Source organism: Bacteroides sp. OM08-11, assembly GCF_003438665.1.
GTDB classification, from domain to species: domain Bacteria; phylum Bacteroidota; class Bacteroidia; order Bacteroidales; family Bacteroidaceae; genus Bacteroides; species Bacteroides cutis.
This window is the reverse complement of record NZ_QSTJ01000004.1, coordinates 157,477-175,498: the sequence shown is the minus strand read 5'-3', so window position 1 is coordinate 175,498 and position 18,022 is coordinate 157,477. Positions and strand designations below refer to the sequence as shown.

The window sequence follows — 18,022 nt, the reverse complement described above, 5'->3', positions numbered from 1 at the left end:
TAATATTTGGTACAATATTGCAAAAAAGATTGGAGAAATGCCGTTATCTTTGTTTTTGTAATATAAATCTTATTTTAAAGTAATACTGTGATGAAACAATGTAAAATATTCGTTTGGGCTGTGGGGATACTTATGGTGTGTAATCCAATGAATGCTCAAGATGTTCTTTCCAAGAAACGTATAAAAGAGGCTGACCCTAAAGTTATAGGTACACGTGTTGTAAATAAGTTTATTATAACTCCACATACTCGGTTTGGAAATCCTCGTGCAGAAAAAGCTCCTAATTATATTACTTATCCTGATGCTTGTGCGTGGTTGGGAGCATTGTGGTTTAGTAAAGCTATCAAAGATAAGGATATGCAACAACGTCTGAAGGATCGTTTCGAACCTTTATTTACTACTGAAAAAAGCATGTTGCCCAAAATGGTACATGTAGACTATAATGTCTTTGGTTCTGTACCTTTGGAAATTTATATGCAGAAATTGGGAGATTATAAGTATTTTGATTTAGGTATGAAATATGCTGATACTCAATGGGAAGTGCCAGCTGATGCTAAACCTGAACAGAAAGCGTATGCAGATCAGGGATTTTCTTGGCAAACTCGTGTTTGGATTGATGATATGTTTATGATTACTACTATTCAGTCACAAGCCTATCTTGCTACAGGTGATCGTAAATATATAAATCGTGCTGCTGCTGAAATGGTAATGTATCTGCAAAAAATACAACGTCCTAATGGGCTTTTCTATCATGCTCCTACGGCTCCTTTCTTTTGGGCACGTGGAAATGGCTGGATGGCGGCAGGAATGTCACGTCTTCTCGCTGTTTTACCAAAAGATAATCCCAACCGTACTGTTATCATGGAAGCTTATAAAAAGATGATGGCAACTTTATTGGAGAATCAGGATCCAGATGGCATGTGGCATCAATTAATAGACGAGCCGGCATCCTATAAAGAAACTTCGGGTACAGCTATGTTTACCTATGCTATGTTGGTGGGAGTAAAACATGGTTGGTTAGATAAAAAAACTTATGAGTCTGCTGCATTGAAAGGTTGGTTAGCATTGGTTTCTTATCTGAATGCCGATGATGAATTGACAAATGTTTGTGAAGGTACCAATATAAAGAATGATAAGAATCATTATATGACTCGTAAACAGATTACGGGAGATTTACATGCACATGCTCCTTTATTATGGTGTGCTACGGAGCTTTTAACTAAATAAGAAGTTAATATCGCTCTAAAAAAAACTATATAATCTTTGCATAATGAAAAAATAGCGTACTTTTGTGTCACAATAATACGTTGAAAACACAAACTACTACATGAAGAAATTTGTTCTATTGCTATTTTCATTATTAACTATTTTGCAAATATTTGCTCAGAATGATAATGAGACATTCTATTTTTCAAATTTGAATTTGAAAGATGGTTTGTCTCAAATTTCTGTTATTAAAATATTACAAGATTCTAAAGGTTTTATGTGGTTTGCTACACGTAATGGTTTGAACCGTTATGATGGTAGTGAATTTATTGTATACAAGCATGTGCCAGGAGATTCATTGACATTGAGTGATAATAATATAATATCTCTGGTAGAAGATAAGAATCGGAATTTATGGGTGGGTACGGCACGTGGATTGAATAAGTTGGATTTGAAAACCAATCACATCAAGCGGTATTCTGATAAGAAACATGGTGCACTTGCGAAAGTAGATATACGTAGCCTGTTTGTTGATAGCCGTAATAGATTGTGGGTAGGTACTTCCAGAGGATTGTATCTTTATGTACGTGAGATGGATATGTTTCAGCGGTTGGACTTGAATGGTAAAATCAAGGATGAGTATATTTCAGTTATTCATGAAACAAAGGAACATCAGATACTGATTGGGACTGCTACTAAGGGATTATTTGTCTGTGATATGAATATGAAAGAGCAAAAGCATTTTACTATGGATACTCCTAATTTGCGTTTGCCCGATAATTATGTTGGTACACTTTATGAAGACTTGGAAGGACATATCTGGGGAGGAAGTAATGCCGGCGGATTGTTTCGAATAGATATTGAAAAAGAGAATATTATAACTTATCATAAAGGAAATAGCATATTAACGACGAATAGCATCCGTTGTATTGCTGAATCTCATGATAGGCTACTGATTGGAACTTTTGACGGGCTTTATTCAATGAATCTTTCTGATAATTCTTTTTGGAAGCATACGGATGCATCATTGGAACGAGGTAATTTAAGCCATTTTTCTATTTATTCTTTATTTGTAGACAGTAGCCAGACAATATGGGTCGGAACTTATGCTGGTGGTGTCAGTTATTCAAGCCGATTTAATAATCGTTTTGATTTTCATGATCCTACTTCTGTGTTTGATGCTTTGTTTGGTATTTACGGGAGTATGGTTTGTACTGAGGGTGGGTGTTTATATATGGCTACTGAAGGGCGTGGTTTGCTTGATTATAATTTGAATAATAGTAAATATTATTATTATCCGATAGATAATTCATCCCGGTTGCAATACAGTCAAAATATAATCAAAGGTTTGTTGTTGGATGGAAATACTCTTTGGTGTGGTACGAATAAAGGAACTATTTATCAGTTTGATACCCGTACGAAACAATATAAGTTGTATTATCAGTTACCGAAGGAAATGTCTATTTATGCCATGACTCCCGCTCATGATGGAGGACTATGGATCGTAGGTTCTGATCCGAAAACAGGATTGATACATTTGTCAGCGAAAAAAATATTTTTGGATAAGTTCCCTCTTCATGATGGGAAGGATTCTTGTCAGATAGCAAGTTCTCGTTGTATTCTTAAATTGAGGGATGGAGTTTTATTAATAGGAACGCGTAATAATGGATTGGTCAAGTATGATGCTAATAAGCAGGAGATTACTTATTATAATACGGATGCCAAGAAACCATTCAGTTTGTTGAATAATTATGTGACAAGTATTATTCGTGATGCTTCCGATCGTATTTGGATTGGTACTTTTGGAGGTGGAATTTCTCTATATGATGAATACAAAGGAGTTCTTAAGACTATTACTCGGGAACAGGGATTGATAGATAATGATGTTTGTGCCATCGTTGAAGATAGAGATCATAAACTTTGGATTAGTACAAGTAACGGAATATCTGAATTTGACCAGGAAAAGGAACAATTCATAAATTATAATTCTCTGAATGGAATTGGAGTTTATGAGTTTACTCCTCATAGTGGTATGCTTTTGCCTAATGGTGAGGTTTGTTTTAGTGGAAATAATGGATTTGTGACTTTTAATCCACAGGAACTACAATTGAATTCTTTTGTCCCTCCTTTGGTATTTACGCGGTTAGTGGTGAATAACGAGGTTATTGAAGTCGGAGATGAAACGGGAATATTGTCTTCTGTCTTGGATGATGTAAAGGAGATAGATTTGGATTATAGCCAGAATAATATATCTATTGGTTATTGTGCCTTGAATTTTGTATTTGCTCGTCAAAATCAATATGCTATTTTTTTGGAAGGCTATGATAAAGATTGGAATTATATTGGTAACCGTCGGGAGGCTTATTATACAAATTTGAGTCCAGGAACTTATGAATTTAAGGTGAAAGCATCTAATAATGATGGAGTATGGAGTCAAGAGACTCGTAAAATAAGGATTGTTGTTCATCCTCCTATTTGGGAAACATGGTATGCTTATCTGTTTTATGTTGTTACTTTTGTGTCTGTACTGGTGTTAATCATGTACTATATCTTCAAGAAACAGAAGTTGGAACGTGAGCTACAATTCCAGCAAAAAGAACAGCAGCAATTGGAAGAATTTCATCAGGCCAAAATTCGTATGTTTACTAATTTTTCGCATGAACTTCGTACCCCGTTGACCCTGATTATTGCTCCATTACAAGAGTTGGTAGCTATGCCAGAATTTTCTTCAGTAGTAAAGAATAAACTCGGTTTGATATTCAGTAATGCCCAGCGCTTGTTGTTATTGGTAAATCAGTTGATGGATTTACGTAAGAATCAAGAGGGTAAACTGAAATTGCGTATTATTAAAAGTGATATGTATCTTTTTTTATTGGAGATATATTATGCATTTAACCATTTGGCTGCGAAAAAATCCATAAATTTTACATTCGAGAGGAAAGTAGAACAATTAATGGCATGGTTTGATAAAACATTAATTGAAAAAGTAGTATTTAATTTATTATCCAATGCTATGAAATTTACGCCGAATGGTGGTAAAGTGGTATTCTCTTTATCCCAAATATCCTCTTCTGCTTTGCCTGCCGAATATCAGTCGGAATTAAGTAAGTTGCCTGTCAATACGGAATTTGTATGTTTGTCTGTAGCAGATTCTGGTAAGGGAATTCCTGATGAGGAGATAAAAAATATATTTGCTCCTTTTTATCAGGGAGAAGATGATAATAAGGAAAATGTAGGTACAGGTATTGGTCTGAGTTTGACGAGATCCATCGTACATTTGCATCATGGAATTATCACAGTCTCCAAAAATCAACCAACAGGTACTGTCTTTAATGTTTATATTCCCATTAGTAGTTTTGTTTATGAAGAAGATCAATTGGTGAAGGAGGAGACAGTAGAGGACGTGATACCCGTGGATAAAGCTATGCATTTTGATATTGAAAAGAAATGGACTATCCTTTTGGCTGAAGATAACGATGAGGTGAGAAGGTATGTCAAAGAGTGTCTTGAACCCTATTTTTACATATTGGACGTCGATAATGGAAAAGATGCTTTGGAGCTGAGTCTTGAAAAGTATCCGGATCTGATACTTAGCGATATTATGATGCCTAAAATGGATGGATTAGAGTTATGTTCACGCGTGAAGCAGGATTTACAATTGGGGCATATACCTGTTATTTTGATGACAGCAAAATCTATGGTGGTTCATATCAAAGAAGGTTTTTCAGTGGGAGCCGATGATTATATAGTAAAGCCATTTTGTATGGATGTGCTTATATGTCGTATTAACAATATATTGGAGTCTCGAGAAAAGCTGAAAAAGCTTTATGGTAAAAAGTTCTCTCCTGAGGCTATGGGGATTGAAATTGTATCGGGGGATGATCGGTTTACACAGAGTTTCTTTGAACTTATAGAGAAGAATATATCCAATCCTGAATTGGGTATTGATTTATTGAGTCAGGAATTAGGCTTGAGTCGTGCTAATTTATATCGGAAATTGAAAGCTGTAACAGAACTTTCACCGACAGAACTTATTCGTAATAAACGTTTGGAGGTAGCAGCTAAATTATTGTTAGAATCAGACTATACAGTTTCAGAAGTGGCTGTTTATACAGGTTTTAATAGTCACGCATATTTTACGAATTGCTTTAAGTCATTTTATGGATATTCTCCTTCTGAATGGGTACAAAGACATCATGAGAATAATGAAAATGTCTGATAATTATAGTCTCTTGCTGCTTTTGGAATAGAATTTCAAGCGAATAAGACAATATTTAAAATTACGCTGGGATAAATCGCCTATCTTAGTGCCCTAGAATATAAACATTAAAAATAAAGTATGATGAAGTTTAAGACAGGATTAGTTTCTTTATTGGTAGTTTGTGGAGCTTGTAGCCAAACACCTCAAAAAGTAGATGTTATAAAGGATAGTTTTGATTTTGCCGGTCAGCAGTTGAAGTATGCGTTTACACAGATTGACTCTGTGAATGCTGCTGTGTCAGAAGAGGCGCCGAAAAAGAAATTGGTGTCTCCACGTACTATAGCTGATGACGGCTCTTTTAAGATGGTAGCGTCTAGAGATTGGACTAGTGGATTCTTCCCGGGAGAGTTGTGGTATATGTATGAGTATACGCAAGATGATTATTGGAAACAGAAAGCGGAAGATTTTACAGCGCCAATTGAGGATCAAAAGACTAATGGTGGTACCCATGATATGGGATTTAAGATGTATTGTAGTTTTGGTAATGGTTATCGTTTGACAAAAGACGCTGCTTATAAGGATATTTTATTGGAATCGGCGGCAACTTTGATTACACGTTATAAACCGACGATTGGTTGTATTCGTTCTTGGGATCACAGTCGTGACAAATGGGAATGTCCGGTTATTATAGACAATATGATGAATTTGGAACTGTTATATTGGGCATTTAAGGAAACTGGAGATTCTGTTTATTATAATATTGCTACCAATCATGCACGTACAACTATGAAAAATCATTTCCGTGATAATTACAGTTCTTATCATGTGATAGATTATGATACGATTACAGGTAATGTCCTCCATAAACATACTCATCAGGGATATAATCACGAATCTGCTTGGTCAAGAGGTCAGGCTTGGGGATTATATGGTTATACGATGTGTTATCGTGAAACAAAACTTCCTGAGTTTTTGACTCAGGCAGAGAATATTGCCAATTATATTTTTACTAATCCCACTATGCCTGATGATATGATAGCTTATTGGGATTTTGATGCCCCAGAAATTCCGAATGAACCGCGTGATGCATCTGCAGCTGCTGTAATGGCATGTGCAATGTATGAACTCTCTATGTATAATGCAGAAAAAGGGGAACAGTACAAAAAGTGGGCAGATACGATTGTGGAAAGTTTAAGCAATAATTATCGTGCAAAGTTGAATGGTGATTATGGATTTTTATTACTTCATAGTACAGGAGCACGTAATTTTGAACGAGATGTACCTTTGGTGTATGCTGATTATTATTTTTTGGAGGCATTGTTGAAGAAGGCAAAATTAGAGAAGGAAGGTACAGCTATTTTGTAAATTTAGATTTCAATAGGTATGAAGCGTTTTATATTATTGTTGGTGATATGTTGTTATGTTGTGGGGGACTTTTATGCAAAAGTGCCCACAACATACAATAAAATTCGTTTGACGGATAATTGGGAATTTCTTCGGCAAGATGTTGGAAATATATGGGAGTTGGTGCGTCCGGTAAAGAAAGGACAACCAGAAGAACAACCGATATGGACGAAGGTAACGTTACCCCATTGTTTTAATGCTGAGGATGCTGTTGATCCAGATGTGAATTATTATCAAGGGCCGGGGTGGTATAAAACCCGTTTGAAGTTAAATAACCCTTATCCGAATGGAAGAATTGTTTTGGAATTTGAAGGAGCCGGACAAAAAACGGATGTATATATTTATATGACAAAAGTCGGTAGCCATGTAGGTGGTTATGATAGTTGGAATATTGATATAACAGATGCTGTTCAAGCTTTTTTGGCGAGTAAAGAGGCTGATCGGTTTAAGGGAGAAATTCCTTTGAGTATTCGTTGTGATAATACGCGGGATGCAGAAATGATCCCGTCTGATTTATCGGATTTTAATGTGTATGGTGGTATTTATCGCTATTTAAATCTTGTATATTTACCTGAGGTTTCGTTTTCTTCTTTGAAGATAGTACCGACACTGGATGCCAAGATGAAGAAAGCTAATCTTTCTATATCTGGAATGTTGTATAACCCAGTAGATGTCCGTAAAGCATCTGTAGAGATTGCGATAAAAAATCCTAAAGGGGAGATTGTAACCACTCGTCGGTTGGAGGATATTACTCCGTTGGGAAATTTGGATTTGATGAATATACAGCTGGATAAGCCACAGCTTTGGGATGTGAACTCTCCTCTTTTATACACCTGTGAAGCTACAATAACGGCTAATGGGCAGAAGATGATTGCTAGCGAGCGTTTTGGCTTTCGTTCTTTTGAATTTGTAGAGAAAGGCCCCTTTCTTTTGAATGGCAGACGTCTTTTATTAAGAGGTACTCATCGTCATGAAGATCATGCAGGTGTGGGAGCGGCTATGACTGAAGAACAAATGATACAGGAAATGAAGATGATGAAAGAAATGGGCGTTAATTTTATACGCCTTGGGCATTATCAGCAATCTGAAATCATTCTCAATCTTTGTGACGAATTAGGAATTCTTGTTTGGGAAGAAATACCTTGGTGCCGTGGTGGAGTCGGTAATGAAACTTATCGTAATCAGGCTAAACGTATGTTGAATAATATGATTACTCAACACTATAATCATCCTGCTGTTATTATTTGGGGATTGGGTAATGAAAATGATTGGCCTAATGATTTCCCGGAATATAAACAAAGCGAGATACGTAGTTTGATGAGTGAATTGAATACGATTGCTCATCATATGGATGGAAGTCGTAAGACAGCTATTCGTCGTTGCGCTTTTTGTAGTGATATTGTAGACGTATATTCTCCGTCAATCTGGGCGGGATGGTATCGTGGTAATTATAAGGATTACCAGAATTTTTCCAAGGATGAAATGGAGAAAGTAAAACATTTCTTACATGTAGAGTGGGGAGGAGATAGCCATGCCGGACGTCATGCAGAGGCTGTAGCTCCTTTACGCAAAGAGGGAGAAGCAGAAGGTGATGTGGCTTTGAATGGTTCAGCATTAGTTTTGGAGAAAGGTGATTGGTCGGAAACTTATATTGTGAAGCTGATTGATTGGCATTTGAAAGAGCAGGAAAATATGTCATGGTTGACGGGTGCTGCTTATTGGCCTTTTAAAGACTTTTCTACTCCCGTTCGTCCGGAAAATCCAGTACCATATGTCAATCAAAAAGGTGTAATAGAACGTGATTTTACTAAGAAAGAAAGTTACTATGTTTTTCAATCCTATTGGACCGAGAAACCTATGTTGCATATTTATGGTCATGGTTGGCCGGTGAGATGGGGAAAAGATGGTGAGGAGAAAGAAGTGTTAGTTTACTCTAATTGCCAGGTTGTTGAATTGTTTCTAAATGGACAAAGTTTAGGTGTTCGTAGACGTAACAGTCAAGATTTTCCTGCTGCCGGATTACGTTGGAATGTAAGGTTTAAAAAAGGAGAAAATACACTTCGGGCGGTTGTTGTAGAAGGAAAGGAAACCTTGAATGATGAATTGGTTTTTGAATATCAAACTGAAAAATGGGGGAAAGAAACTGCATTTAAAGTGAAAAATACCCCTGTGGGTGATGGTGTAGTCGAAGTAGAAGCCCAATTAGTAGATGAAAAAGGAACAAGATGTCTTGATTCAAGAATATTTGTCTATTTTGATATAGCTGGTGATGGAGAACTGATTCAAAATCAAGGAACAGTGACAGGTTCACGGAAAGTACAAGCTAGAAATGGACGGGCTCAAATTAGAGTCCGTACTAATCAGGGGACTTCGTGTGTAGCTGTAAAAGCAGATCATGTTCAAACTTCTTTTGTAACGATAAAATAATATGCGACAAACAATTATATTTATATCTGTTCTGTGTGTATTCTTTTCTTGTACTTCACAGAAAAACGATAAAGAGTATGTAGAGGATGTACTGAAACGAGGTATTTTAGAGCGTGCTACTTTAAATATTCAGGAAGAACCGGTAACAATTACCTCTTTTATTGCGGAACGTAGCGCAGGTGATGTTCATGATTTTTACTCGGAGGGTGATTATTGGTGGCCTGACTCTTTGAATTTGGATGGTCCGTATATACGTCGTGATGGTGAAACGAATCCTGATAATTTTGTAGCTCATCGTCATGCAATGATACGTTTTAGTTCTATTGTTGGAAATTTGACTTCTGCATATCTTTTAACTAAAGATAAAAAATATGTGGAAGCAGTCATGAAACACGTGCGCGCCTGGTTTATCAATGAGGAGACATTGATGCGTCCCAGCTTGCAATATGCTCAGGCTATAAAAGGTATTGCTACAGGACGTGGTATTGGGATCATTGATACAGTACACCTTATGGAAGTGGCTCAGTCATTACTACAGTTGGAGAAAGCTGGAGTACTTTCAGAGGAAGACATTAATGGTTCTAAAAAATGGTTCTCTGACTATTTGAAGTGGATGTCTACTCATCCTTATGGAATTGATGAAATGAATGCCAAAAATAATCATGGAACTTGTTGGGTGATGCAAGCTGCCGTTTTTGCACGTTACGTTGATAATAAGGATATGATTAGGTTCTGTAGCGATCGTTATAAAGAAGTACTTCTTCCGAACCAGATGGCTGAGGATGGTAGTTTTCCGCGTGAAACGGCACGTACTAAACCCTATGGATATTCTTTGTTTAATTTAGATGCGATGGCTACAATTTGTCAGACTCTTTCTACTACAACGGATAATCTTTGGATTTTTTCTGTAGATAATACTAAGAATATGTTGAAAGGAATTGATTTTATTTTTCCATATGTTGTTGATAAGACCTCGTGGCCTTTTGTACACGATGTCATGTATTGGGATGAATGGCCTGTGGCTCATCCTTTCTTGATTTTTGGAGCATTACAAACAGGAAATAAGGAATGGCTTTCTGCATGGAGCGAATTGGAACATTTTCCAGAAACAGATGAAGTAATTCGTAATCTGCCGGTACGTAATCCTTTGCTGTGGATCTGAATTTGTAATACTGTATAAATTTAGAATACTATGAAACTGATCAAGAGTATAGGAATAGGAGTTTGTATTTTAAGTATGACATTCTCTGTAAGTGCTCAAAACAGGGTTGTTACTCAGCATACAACAGGGACTGTTGTTGAAGGTGAGGTAACAATGCTGGTCAGTCAGGATATAACGATAAAATATCGTCGTACTACTTCCCAAGGTGTTGCTGATGCAAGGTTAAATTATCAGTCGGGTATGGAACTTCCTTTCTTGGCTTTACCTTTATCAGAAACAGTAATGGTACGTTATCCCGATTATCGTATGGCTTATTGGAAAGATTACACTTACGTTCAGGGGTATATGTTTGAAGCTATGGATCGTTTGGGACAACTTACGAGAGATGATAAATATTTGAAATATATTAAGAAGTATATAGATCATTTCCTGGATGAAGAAGGTAATTATAAAGGAGGTGGTTTAACTAACTTAGATAATTTCATGACAGGTTCTGCTTTCTGTACTTTGTATGGACGTACTGGTGAAGAAAAATATAAGAAGGCGGCATTACAGATATTGAAAGCAGTGGATTTATATCCAAGTTCCGATGGACAGTTTTGGCATGGAAACCGTAGTCCGAATATGTGGATTGATGGCGTTTTTATGATGCAAATGTTTTTAATTCGTTGTGCTCAATTTGTAGGAGAAGCAGATTATTGTTATGATATAGCATGTCGTAACATCATTGCAGCAGCCCGGCATTTACAACGACCAGATGGTTTGGTGCTTCATGCTTGGACTACAGAACCAGAAAAAGCTGTTTGGGCTGATAAGACGACCGGACTTTCGCCTGAAGTTTGGAGTGAAGGAATGGGGTGGTATACATTGGTTGTACCTGAATTATTAGCAATATTACCTCGATCGCATCCGAATTACAAAGAAGTTCTTGATATCTATTTGAAGATGTGTAAAGGACTGAAAAATGTTCAAGATGAAAAAACAGGGGGGTGGTTTATGGTTGTTGATAAAGGCGATAACCCTTTAAATTTTATAGATCCTTCAGGTTCTGCGATGTTTACTTATTCTATTCAGCGTGGTATACAACTAGGACTATTAAAAGCTAAAGATTATATGTCAGTTGCTCAAAGAGGATATCATAGTTTGTTTCCTTTTGTGCAAGTAAATGAGCGAGGATTGTTGGATGTAATAGGAGCGTGTGATGGTGTAACAATTAAAAAGAATTTTGTAGAATACGTTACTGTACCCAAGATACTGAATGCCAAAGAGGCTGTTGCTGGTATATTATGGGCTGCTGTTATTATGGAAACCGATCAATTGAAAAAATAATTTAATTATGAATATACGTAAAATAATGGTAAGTATAGTGCTACTTCTGTCGTCTTTGACGGTAGGAGCAGTTTCTCATGATGAATTGCTGCGTATTAAGCAGAACTTTTCAGATATGCTGATACCGTCAGATGAGGATCCTTTTCATTTAAAATCAATTCTTATTTCCATTCCTCCCGAAGAGGAAATTTCAGATCAGGCTGTTGTAGAACTTCATCAAAGATATCCTTTGAGTATGGATAGGATGAAGTTGTATATATCTTCCTTATCTGAGGACGGAAGATGGCCAGATATTAATTATGAAGATAAAAAACGTTCAGGATGGGAGCCTAAAATACATGCGGAACGCATTTTAGAATTAGTAAAACTATATTATTCCCAGCAGACTCCATATTATCAGTCTTCAAATGTAGAGGCTGTGATCCATAAAGCATTAGGTTATTGGTTTCGGGTTAAACCGGTTTGTCTTAACTGGTGGTATAATCAAATTGGTATTCCTAAAACGTTAGGTACTGCATTTATTTTATTTGAACAGAAGCTGACTCCAGAAGAGAAAAAAGCTGCCATATCTGTAATGGAGAATGCAAAATTTGGTATGACCGGACAAAATAAAGTATGGCTTGCAGGAAATGTAATGATGCGTGCATTACTACAAAATGACGTTGCTTTGACAAAAGAGGCACGTGATATCATTGCATCTGAAATTGTGACTGGTGGTGCTGAGGGGATTAAGGATGACTGGTGTTTCCATCAACATGGTTCACAGCAACAGTTTGGTAATTATGGACTTTCTTTTGTGTCAGGAATGAGTTTCTTTTCCGGAGTATTTGCTGGTACTTCTTTAGCGTTTGATGAACAGCAATTAGGAATTATCAGTGCTTTGATAGATAAAGGTTATCGTTGGGTATTGTGGAAGGGAAAAATGGACGTTAGTGCTTTGGGACGTCAATTATTCCATCATGCACAGATACATAAAGCTTTAAGTCTTGCTTTTGCCGCTTCAGAATTAGGTGGTGGAAAATCAGAACAATGCTCAATAGTTGCTAAGACTTTATTAGATGAAAATTATAGTTCCAGACAGGTAAACTCATTAATCGGTCATAAGCATTTCTGGCAATCAGATTATACCATTCATCGTCGTCCTCAATGGATGGCTTCTGTAAAAATGGCATCCAAACGTGTAGTAGGTGTTGAAATGATGAATGGTGATAATATGCAGGGATATTATATGGCAGATGGTGCTACGTATATATATAAAAATGGTGAAGAGTATTTGGATATCTTTCCTTTGTGGGATTGGCGGAAGATACCAGGGGTAACAGCTTTTGAGGCAGACGCGCCTATGCCTTTAATTAAGAGTTATCAGCCTCGTAATCAATCTTCTTTTGTAGGAGGAATTTCTGATGGTAAACAGGGAATGGCATCAATGGAAATAAACCGTGCAGGTATAAAAGCTTATAAGTCATGGGTATTTACAGATGATTTTGTGCTCTGTCTTGGTGCAGGTATTAAGGCTGATAGTAATTTAGTTGTAACTACTTCTATTGAACAATGTCATAAAAAGGGAGAGTTAACTATATTGCAAGAAGGAAAATGGAGAAGTGTTGGTGATAAGCAGACATATTCAGGTGAAGAACAACGTTTCTTCCATAATCAAATGGGATATATTTTATGGAATAATCCTAAAAATTGTGTTGCTGAGGTCAACCATCGTACAGGTCAATGGCATGATGTAATGCAAATGTATCGCCCTAAAGATGTGGAAGGTGATATTGTTTCAATTTATTTAGAACATGGCGTTTCTCCACAGAAAAGTACGTATCAGTATTTGATGCTTCCGACTACAAATCAGGAGAAGACTAAGTTGTTTGATTTATCTGCTATTCAGTTGATACGTAATGATGAAGTTGCGCAAGCTGTTTATACAAAGAAAAATTCAACCTGGTGGATAACGGCTTATCGACCTTTGAAAATAACATTGACTTCTGGGTGTCCTTTGGAAATTTTAACTCCGGGTATTTATATGCTCCAAGAAACAAAAGGTAAATATAAGCTGAATTGTGCCGATCCGACTCATTTGCAAGAAATAATCAAATTGAAATTTAAGAATAAAGATATTATTGTTCCTTTATTAGAAGAGAAAGGACAAACAGTTTCTGTAAATCTTTGAATTTAAATATTTTTCTATATTTGAGTTATTTCTTCAAACGAATGAAATAATAATGCAAGCCTTATTGGTAGGAACAGTCTACTTTTGTTTGTGTAAAACAAGCATGAGACTATGAATACACGTAAGGCTTTCTTTTTGGTTTTAATATTTCTATTGAGTATTACTTATACTCAAGGTCAGCAGTCTATAGATTGTTATAAAGCAATATTTACTGTTCCTCCTCAAAATGTACCAACAATAAAGACCCCGGATGCACCTTTAGCGGGAAATGGAGATATTGGTATCACGATGGGAGGTACACCGGATAATCTTTGTTTTTATATCGGTAAAAATGATTTTTGGAGAGCATATCCGGTATATCCAGGAGGTATTGCACTTCCCGGTGGCTTGGATATTGCTATTGAAGGATTGCGTAATGCTTCCTATTATGCAGAACAGTTGCCAGAAAGTGCTGAAATTTCTGCACTCTTTTCGACAAGTGATTGTAAGGTAAATTTATCGGCATGGGTAGCAGCCACAGAAAATAAAGTAATTATTGAATTACAATCTGATAAGGAACAGACTGTCCGTCTGCGTTTGTGGGCAGCCGAAGGTAATACATCTGTAAATGCACAAGGAATAGAACCTGTTACATGGGTAAGTCGTTCTTTTGAAAATTCAGACTTATTGCATTGGCCTACTCATATAATATTGGCAATGAATACTACAAGCAAGACATTACAACTGAAACCTAATAAAAAGGAAAGGTTGGTAATTGCTGTTTATACTAACCATGATACTCCAGACTGGAAAGAGAAGGCTATTACAGAGGCAAAACAAGTAACAGATGATACTATAGAATTACTGAAAAATAATCATCGAATTTGGTGGCAGAATTTTTGGAAGCAATCATATATTAATATTGGAGATCGCTATTTTGAAAAGTATTATTATCAGTCGCAATATTTATTTGCTTGTTCCTCACGTGAAGGGAAATTTGCACCGGGGATTTGGGGACCATTTATTACTAGAGATGAAGCAGCCTGGGGTGGAGATTATCATTTGAATTATAATTATCAGGCACCATATTGGGCTTCATTCTCATCCAATCATATTAGTTTAACGGATAATTTTGACCAACCTTTATTAGATTATATGAAGGCTGGACAGATGCATGCCCGAAATTTATTGAACTGTAGGGGTATTTATTATCCGGTTGGAATTGGACCGAAAGGTTTGTGTACGTCAATGTGGCCATTGACACCAGATGAAATGCAGGAAAAATATGCAACTCGTGAAAATACGATCGATGACGGTTATAAATTTCTGGGGCAAAAGATAAATGCAGTTTTCAGTGTTGGTAACATGCTGATGCGGTATTATAGCACTTATGATAGAGATTATGCTCAAAAAGTATACCCTTACTTATTGGCATGTGCTGATTTTTGGGAAGATTATTTGTCAATGGAAAATGGACGTTATGTTATTCGTATGGATCACTTTAACGAAGTAATGCCTAATAAACGTAATGGGGGAATTTGGCGCGATAAACTGGGCGATTTTAATTCTACACTTTCATTAGGGCTTGTACGGATGTTATTTAAGGGGATATTAGATATGAGTGACTTTTTGATGGTAGACAGAAAACGTCAGGTACATTGGAAAAATATATTGGATAACTTAAGTGAATATCCTGTGGGCATATTAAAAGATGGACGTAAAAGTTTGAAAAATATGGAAAGAGGACCGAAGGATAGGGAGGTTCAACCTTCAGGGCTTAATCGGGTTTCTATCCATGGACTTATTTTGCCAGGAGGAGTTGCCGGACCTATAACAGATTCTATCTTTAATCATATTTTATTAAATGATGTGGAACACTGGACACAAAAACAACGTATAGCAGATGATTGGGGAAACACATCGAATAATGGTATTGAGACTTGTTATCCTGGAGCTGTTCGTGTTGGTTATCCTGGAGATAAAATTCTCGCCAATATGAAGAAACGAATAGAGATGAATGTATATCCTAATTGTTGGATTGTACAAGGAGGTGGAGGTATTGAAACCTTTGCTGCTGTTCCATTGACTATCAATGAAATGTTACTTCAAAGTTATGAGGGTATTATACGTGTTTTTCCGAATTGGAATAGGAGAAGAAATGCTACGTTTACAAATTTAAGAGCGTATGGGGCATTTCTGGTGACGTCATCTTTAAAAAATGGTAAGGTACAAGAAGTCAAACTTTTTAGTGAAAAAGGTCGGCCTTGTAAAATTGAAAATCCTTGGACAAACAAACCTGTGCAACTAAGCCGTAATGGAAAGAAAGTTGATGTTTTATATGGTCGATATTTACAAATACATACTTCTGTCGGTGAAAAAATAGATTTGCAATTATATACTAATCATTAATAAAAATAGGATGAAACACATGAATAAGTTGTTAAGTGGAGTTTTGGCAATTATGTTTTGTATTGGAACTTCTGCACAGACTAAGTTACCTCCGGCATGGCAATCAAGCTTCGTAAAAATTACTTCAGAAGGTAAATTGGTTTATTATCCGGATAAACAAGGGAATACTATTCCGGATTTTAGTCGGGTAGGTTATCATCATAGCGATAAATCTATTCCTTATTATTCAATAACTAAGGTCGTTTATCCGATAGCGAATACTGATAATCGGCAGAATATTCAGAAGGCAATTGATGAAGTGTCTAGGATGAAGCCGGATGAAAATGGACATCGAGGAACTGTTTTGTTAAAACGGGGAGTATATCCCATTCATGGAAGTATTCATATTAATACAAGTGGTGTGATTTTGATGGGAGAAGGTGAAAATATAAATGAAACTAGACTACTGGCTGTTGGGAAAGAACGCTTTTCTTTAATTCAAGTAAATGGTAAAGGGAGAATAGAAGAAATTTCTGGTACCCGTACTAAGATTACAGATAGTTTTGTACCAGTAGGTTCTCATTCTTTTAATGTTTCTTCATCTACTAATTACAAAGTTGGTGATCGTATAATTGTTTATCGTCCTGGTACACAAAAGTGGATACACGATTTAAAAATGGATCAGATTGTAGAACGTAAGGGTACTCGTCAATGGACAGCGCAAGAGTACAATCTTTCTTTTGAACGTGAAATTGTGAAGATTGAAGGTAATCGGGTCTATATCGATAACCCGATTGTAATGCAAATGGAAGATAAATATGGGGGTGGTGAGATTTTCAAATATAGTTTTGAAGGTAGAATTAGCGAGGTTGGTGTGAGTAATATGTGTTTGGAATCAGAATTCGAGCATTATGAAGATAATCAACACGGTTGGATAGGGGTACAGTTTGATAAGGTTGAAAATTGTTGGGCACGAAATCTGACTTGTCGTTATATGGGATATTCTGCAGTAAGTTGTGAACGTTTTGCGAAGAATGTTACTGTTATAGATTGTCGGTCTCTTGAAGCTAAATCTGTGATAACAGGTGGTTTGCGCTATTCTTTTAATAACTGGGGACAGCAAAATCTTTTTATGAACTGCCAAAGTACAGAGGGACGGCACGATTATGTAACGGGTGCTCGTGTATGTGGACCTAATGTATTCTATAATTGTACTGCTTACCAAACTTATGCGGATATTGGTCCCCACCATCGTTGGGCGGTAGGTACTCTATATGATAATGTAATGACCGATGGAGAAATCAATGTTCAAGATCGTGGTCAGATGGGAAGTGGCCATGGCTGGGCAGGGGTAACACAAGTTTTGTGGAATTGTCGTACAAAACGAGCAGCTGTTCAAAATCCATGGGTTTCAGGTAATAATTATAATATAGGTATGAAAGGACAAAAATATCCGGGACATTTTACTGATCGTCTTGACGGAATTTGGGAAGGCCAAAACGAGATAAACCTTTTTCCTCGTTCCTTGTATATAGCACAATTAATGGCACGACATAATATGGATTTGCGTATATTGACGAAATAAATCGGGAAATTGTTAAATATAAATCGTTGAATGTCAATAGTAATGTACGATTTGAGATATTTTTGATAGTATTTGATACAATCTTTAAATTCCTTTTGAGAAAATTCTTGTTTGTTTGCAAATAGAAGATAACACAATGTTTAACTTTAAAAATAACGTATTGATATTATG

Annotated in this window: 9 protein-coding genes; all 9 read left to right on the top strand. The window is 36.4% G+C overall.

Annotated features, from left to right (window positions below):
- The first annotated feature begins 90 nt into the window (after positions 1-90).
- Entirely contained in the window at positions 91-1,227 is a 1,137-nt protein-coding gene (locus DXC10_RS09165; protein WP_101545091.1) for a glycoside hydrolase family 105 protein, read from the top strand.
- A 100-nt stretch (positions 1,228-1,327) separates the two neighbouring features.
- Entirely contained in the window at positions 1,328-5,425 is a 4,098-nt protein-coding gene (locus DXC10_RS09160; RefSeq protein WP_101545093.1) for a hybrid sensor histidine kinase/response regulator transcription factor, read from the top strand.
- A 123-nt stretch (positions 5,426-5,548) separates the two neighbouring features.
- Positions 5,549-6,772, top strand: coding sequence for a glycoside hydrolase family 88 protein (locus DXC10_RS09155; protein ID WP_101545152.1), 1,224 nt, complete (start codon positions 5,549-5,551; stop codon positions 6,770-6,772).
- Positions 6,773-6,790: 18 nt separating this feature from the next.
- Positions 6,791-9,238: a glycoside hydrolase family 2 TIM barrel-domain containing protein gene (locus DXC10_RS09150; RefSeq protein WP_101545094.1), complete on the top strand. Its 2,448-nt coding sequence runs from the start codon at positions 6,791-6,793 to the stop codon at positions 9,236-9,238.
- 1 nt (position 9,239) lies between these two features.
- On the top strand, positions 9,240-10,400 hold the full coding sequence (locus tag DXC10_RS09145; protein WP_117737716.1) for an alginate lyase family protein: 1,161 nt from the start codon (positions 9,240-9,242) through the stop codon (positions 10,398-10,400).
- 30 nt (positions 10,401-10,430) lie between these two features.
- On the top strand, positions 10,431-11,729 hold the full coding sequence (locus DXC10_RS09140) for a glycoside hydrolase family 105 protein (RefSeq protein ID WP_101545097.1): 1,299 nt from the start codon (positions 10,431-10,433) through the stop codon (positions 11,727-11,729).
- 7 nt (positions 11,730-11,736) lie between these two features.
- The gene (locus DXC10_RS09135) at positions 11,737-13,899 is read left to right on the top strand and encodes a polysaccharide lyase 8 family protein (protein WP_101545099.1); all 2,163 of its coding nucleotides are present in this window, start codon (positions 11,737-11,739) and stop codon (positions 13,897-13,899) included.
- 111 nt (positions 13,900-14,010) lie between these two features.
- Positions 14,011-16,287 (top strand): trehalose hydrolase, encoded by a 2,277-nt coding sequence (locus tag DXC10_RS09130; protein WP_117737715.1) that lies wholly within the window; start codon positions 14,011-14,013, stop codon positions 16,285-16,287.
- A 10-nt stretch (positions 16,288-16,297) separates the two neighbouring features.
- The gene (locus DXC10_RS09125) at positions 16,298-17,851 is read left to right on the top strand and encodes a hypothetical protein (protein ID WP_101545102.1); all 1,554 of its coding nucleotides are present in this window, start codon (positions 16,298-16,300) and stop codon (positions 17,849-17,851) included.
- Positions 17,852-18,022 lie beyond the last annotated feature (171 nt).

What these genes read in the sequence shown, in the direction of transcription:
- DXC10_RS09125 (WP_101545102.1), top strand. Translation starts at nt 16,298, where the DNA reads ATGAAACACATGAATAAGTTGTTAAGTGGAGTTTTGGCAATTATGTTT.
- DXC10_RS09140 (WP_101545097.1), top strand. Translation starts at nt 10,431, where the DNA reads ATGAAACTGATCAAGAGTATAGGAATAGGAGTTTGTATTTTAAGTATG.
- DXC10_RS09145 (WP_117737716.1), top strand. Translation starts at nt 9,240, where the DNA reads ATGCGACAAACAATTATATTTATATCTGTTCTGTGTGTATTCTTTTCT.
- DXC10_RS09155 (WP_101545152.1), top strand. Translation starts at nt 5,549, where the DNA reads ATGAAGTTTAAGACAGGATTAGTTTCTTTATTGGTAGTTTGTGGAGCT.
- DXC10_RS09165 (WP_101545091.1), top strand. Translation starts at nt 91, where the DNA reads ATGAAACAATGTAAAATATTCGTTTGGGCTGTGGGGATACTTATGGTG.
- DXC10_RS09150 (WP_101545094.1), top strand. Translation starts at nt 6,791, where the DNA reads ATGAAGCGTTTTATATTATTGTTGGTGATATGTTGTTATGTTGTGGGG.
- DXC10_RS09160 (WP_101545093.1), top strand. Translation starts at nt 1,328, where the DNA reads ATGAAGAAATTTGTTCTATTGCTATTTTCATTATTAACTATTTTGCAA.
- DXC10_RS09130 (WP_117737715.1), top strand. Translation starts at nt 14,011, where the DNA reads ATGAATACACGTAAGGCTTTCTTTTTGGTTTTAATATTTCTATTGAGT.
- DXC10_RS09135 (WP_101545099.1), top strand. Translation starts at nt 11,737, where the DNA reads ATGAATATACGTAAAATAATGGTAAGTATAGTGCTACTTCTGTCGTCT.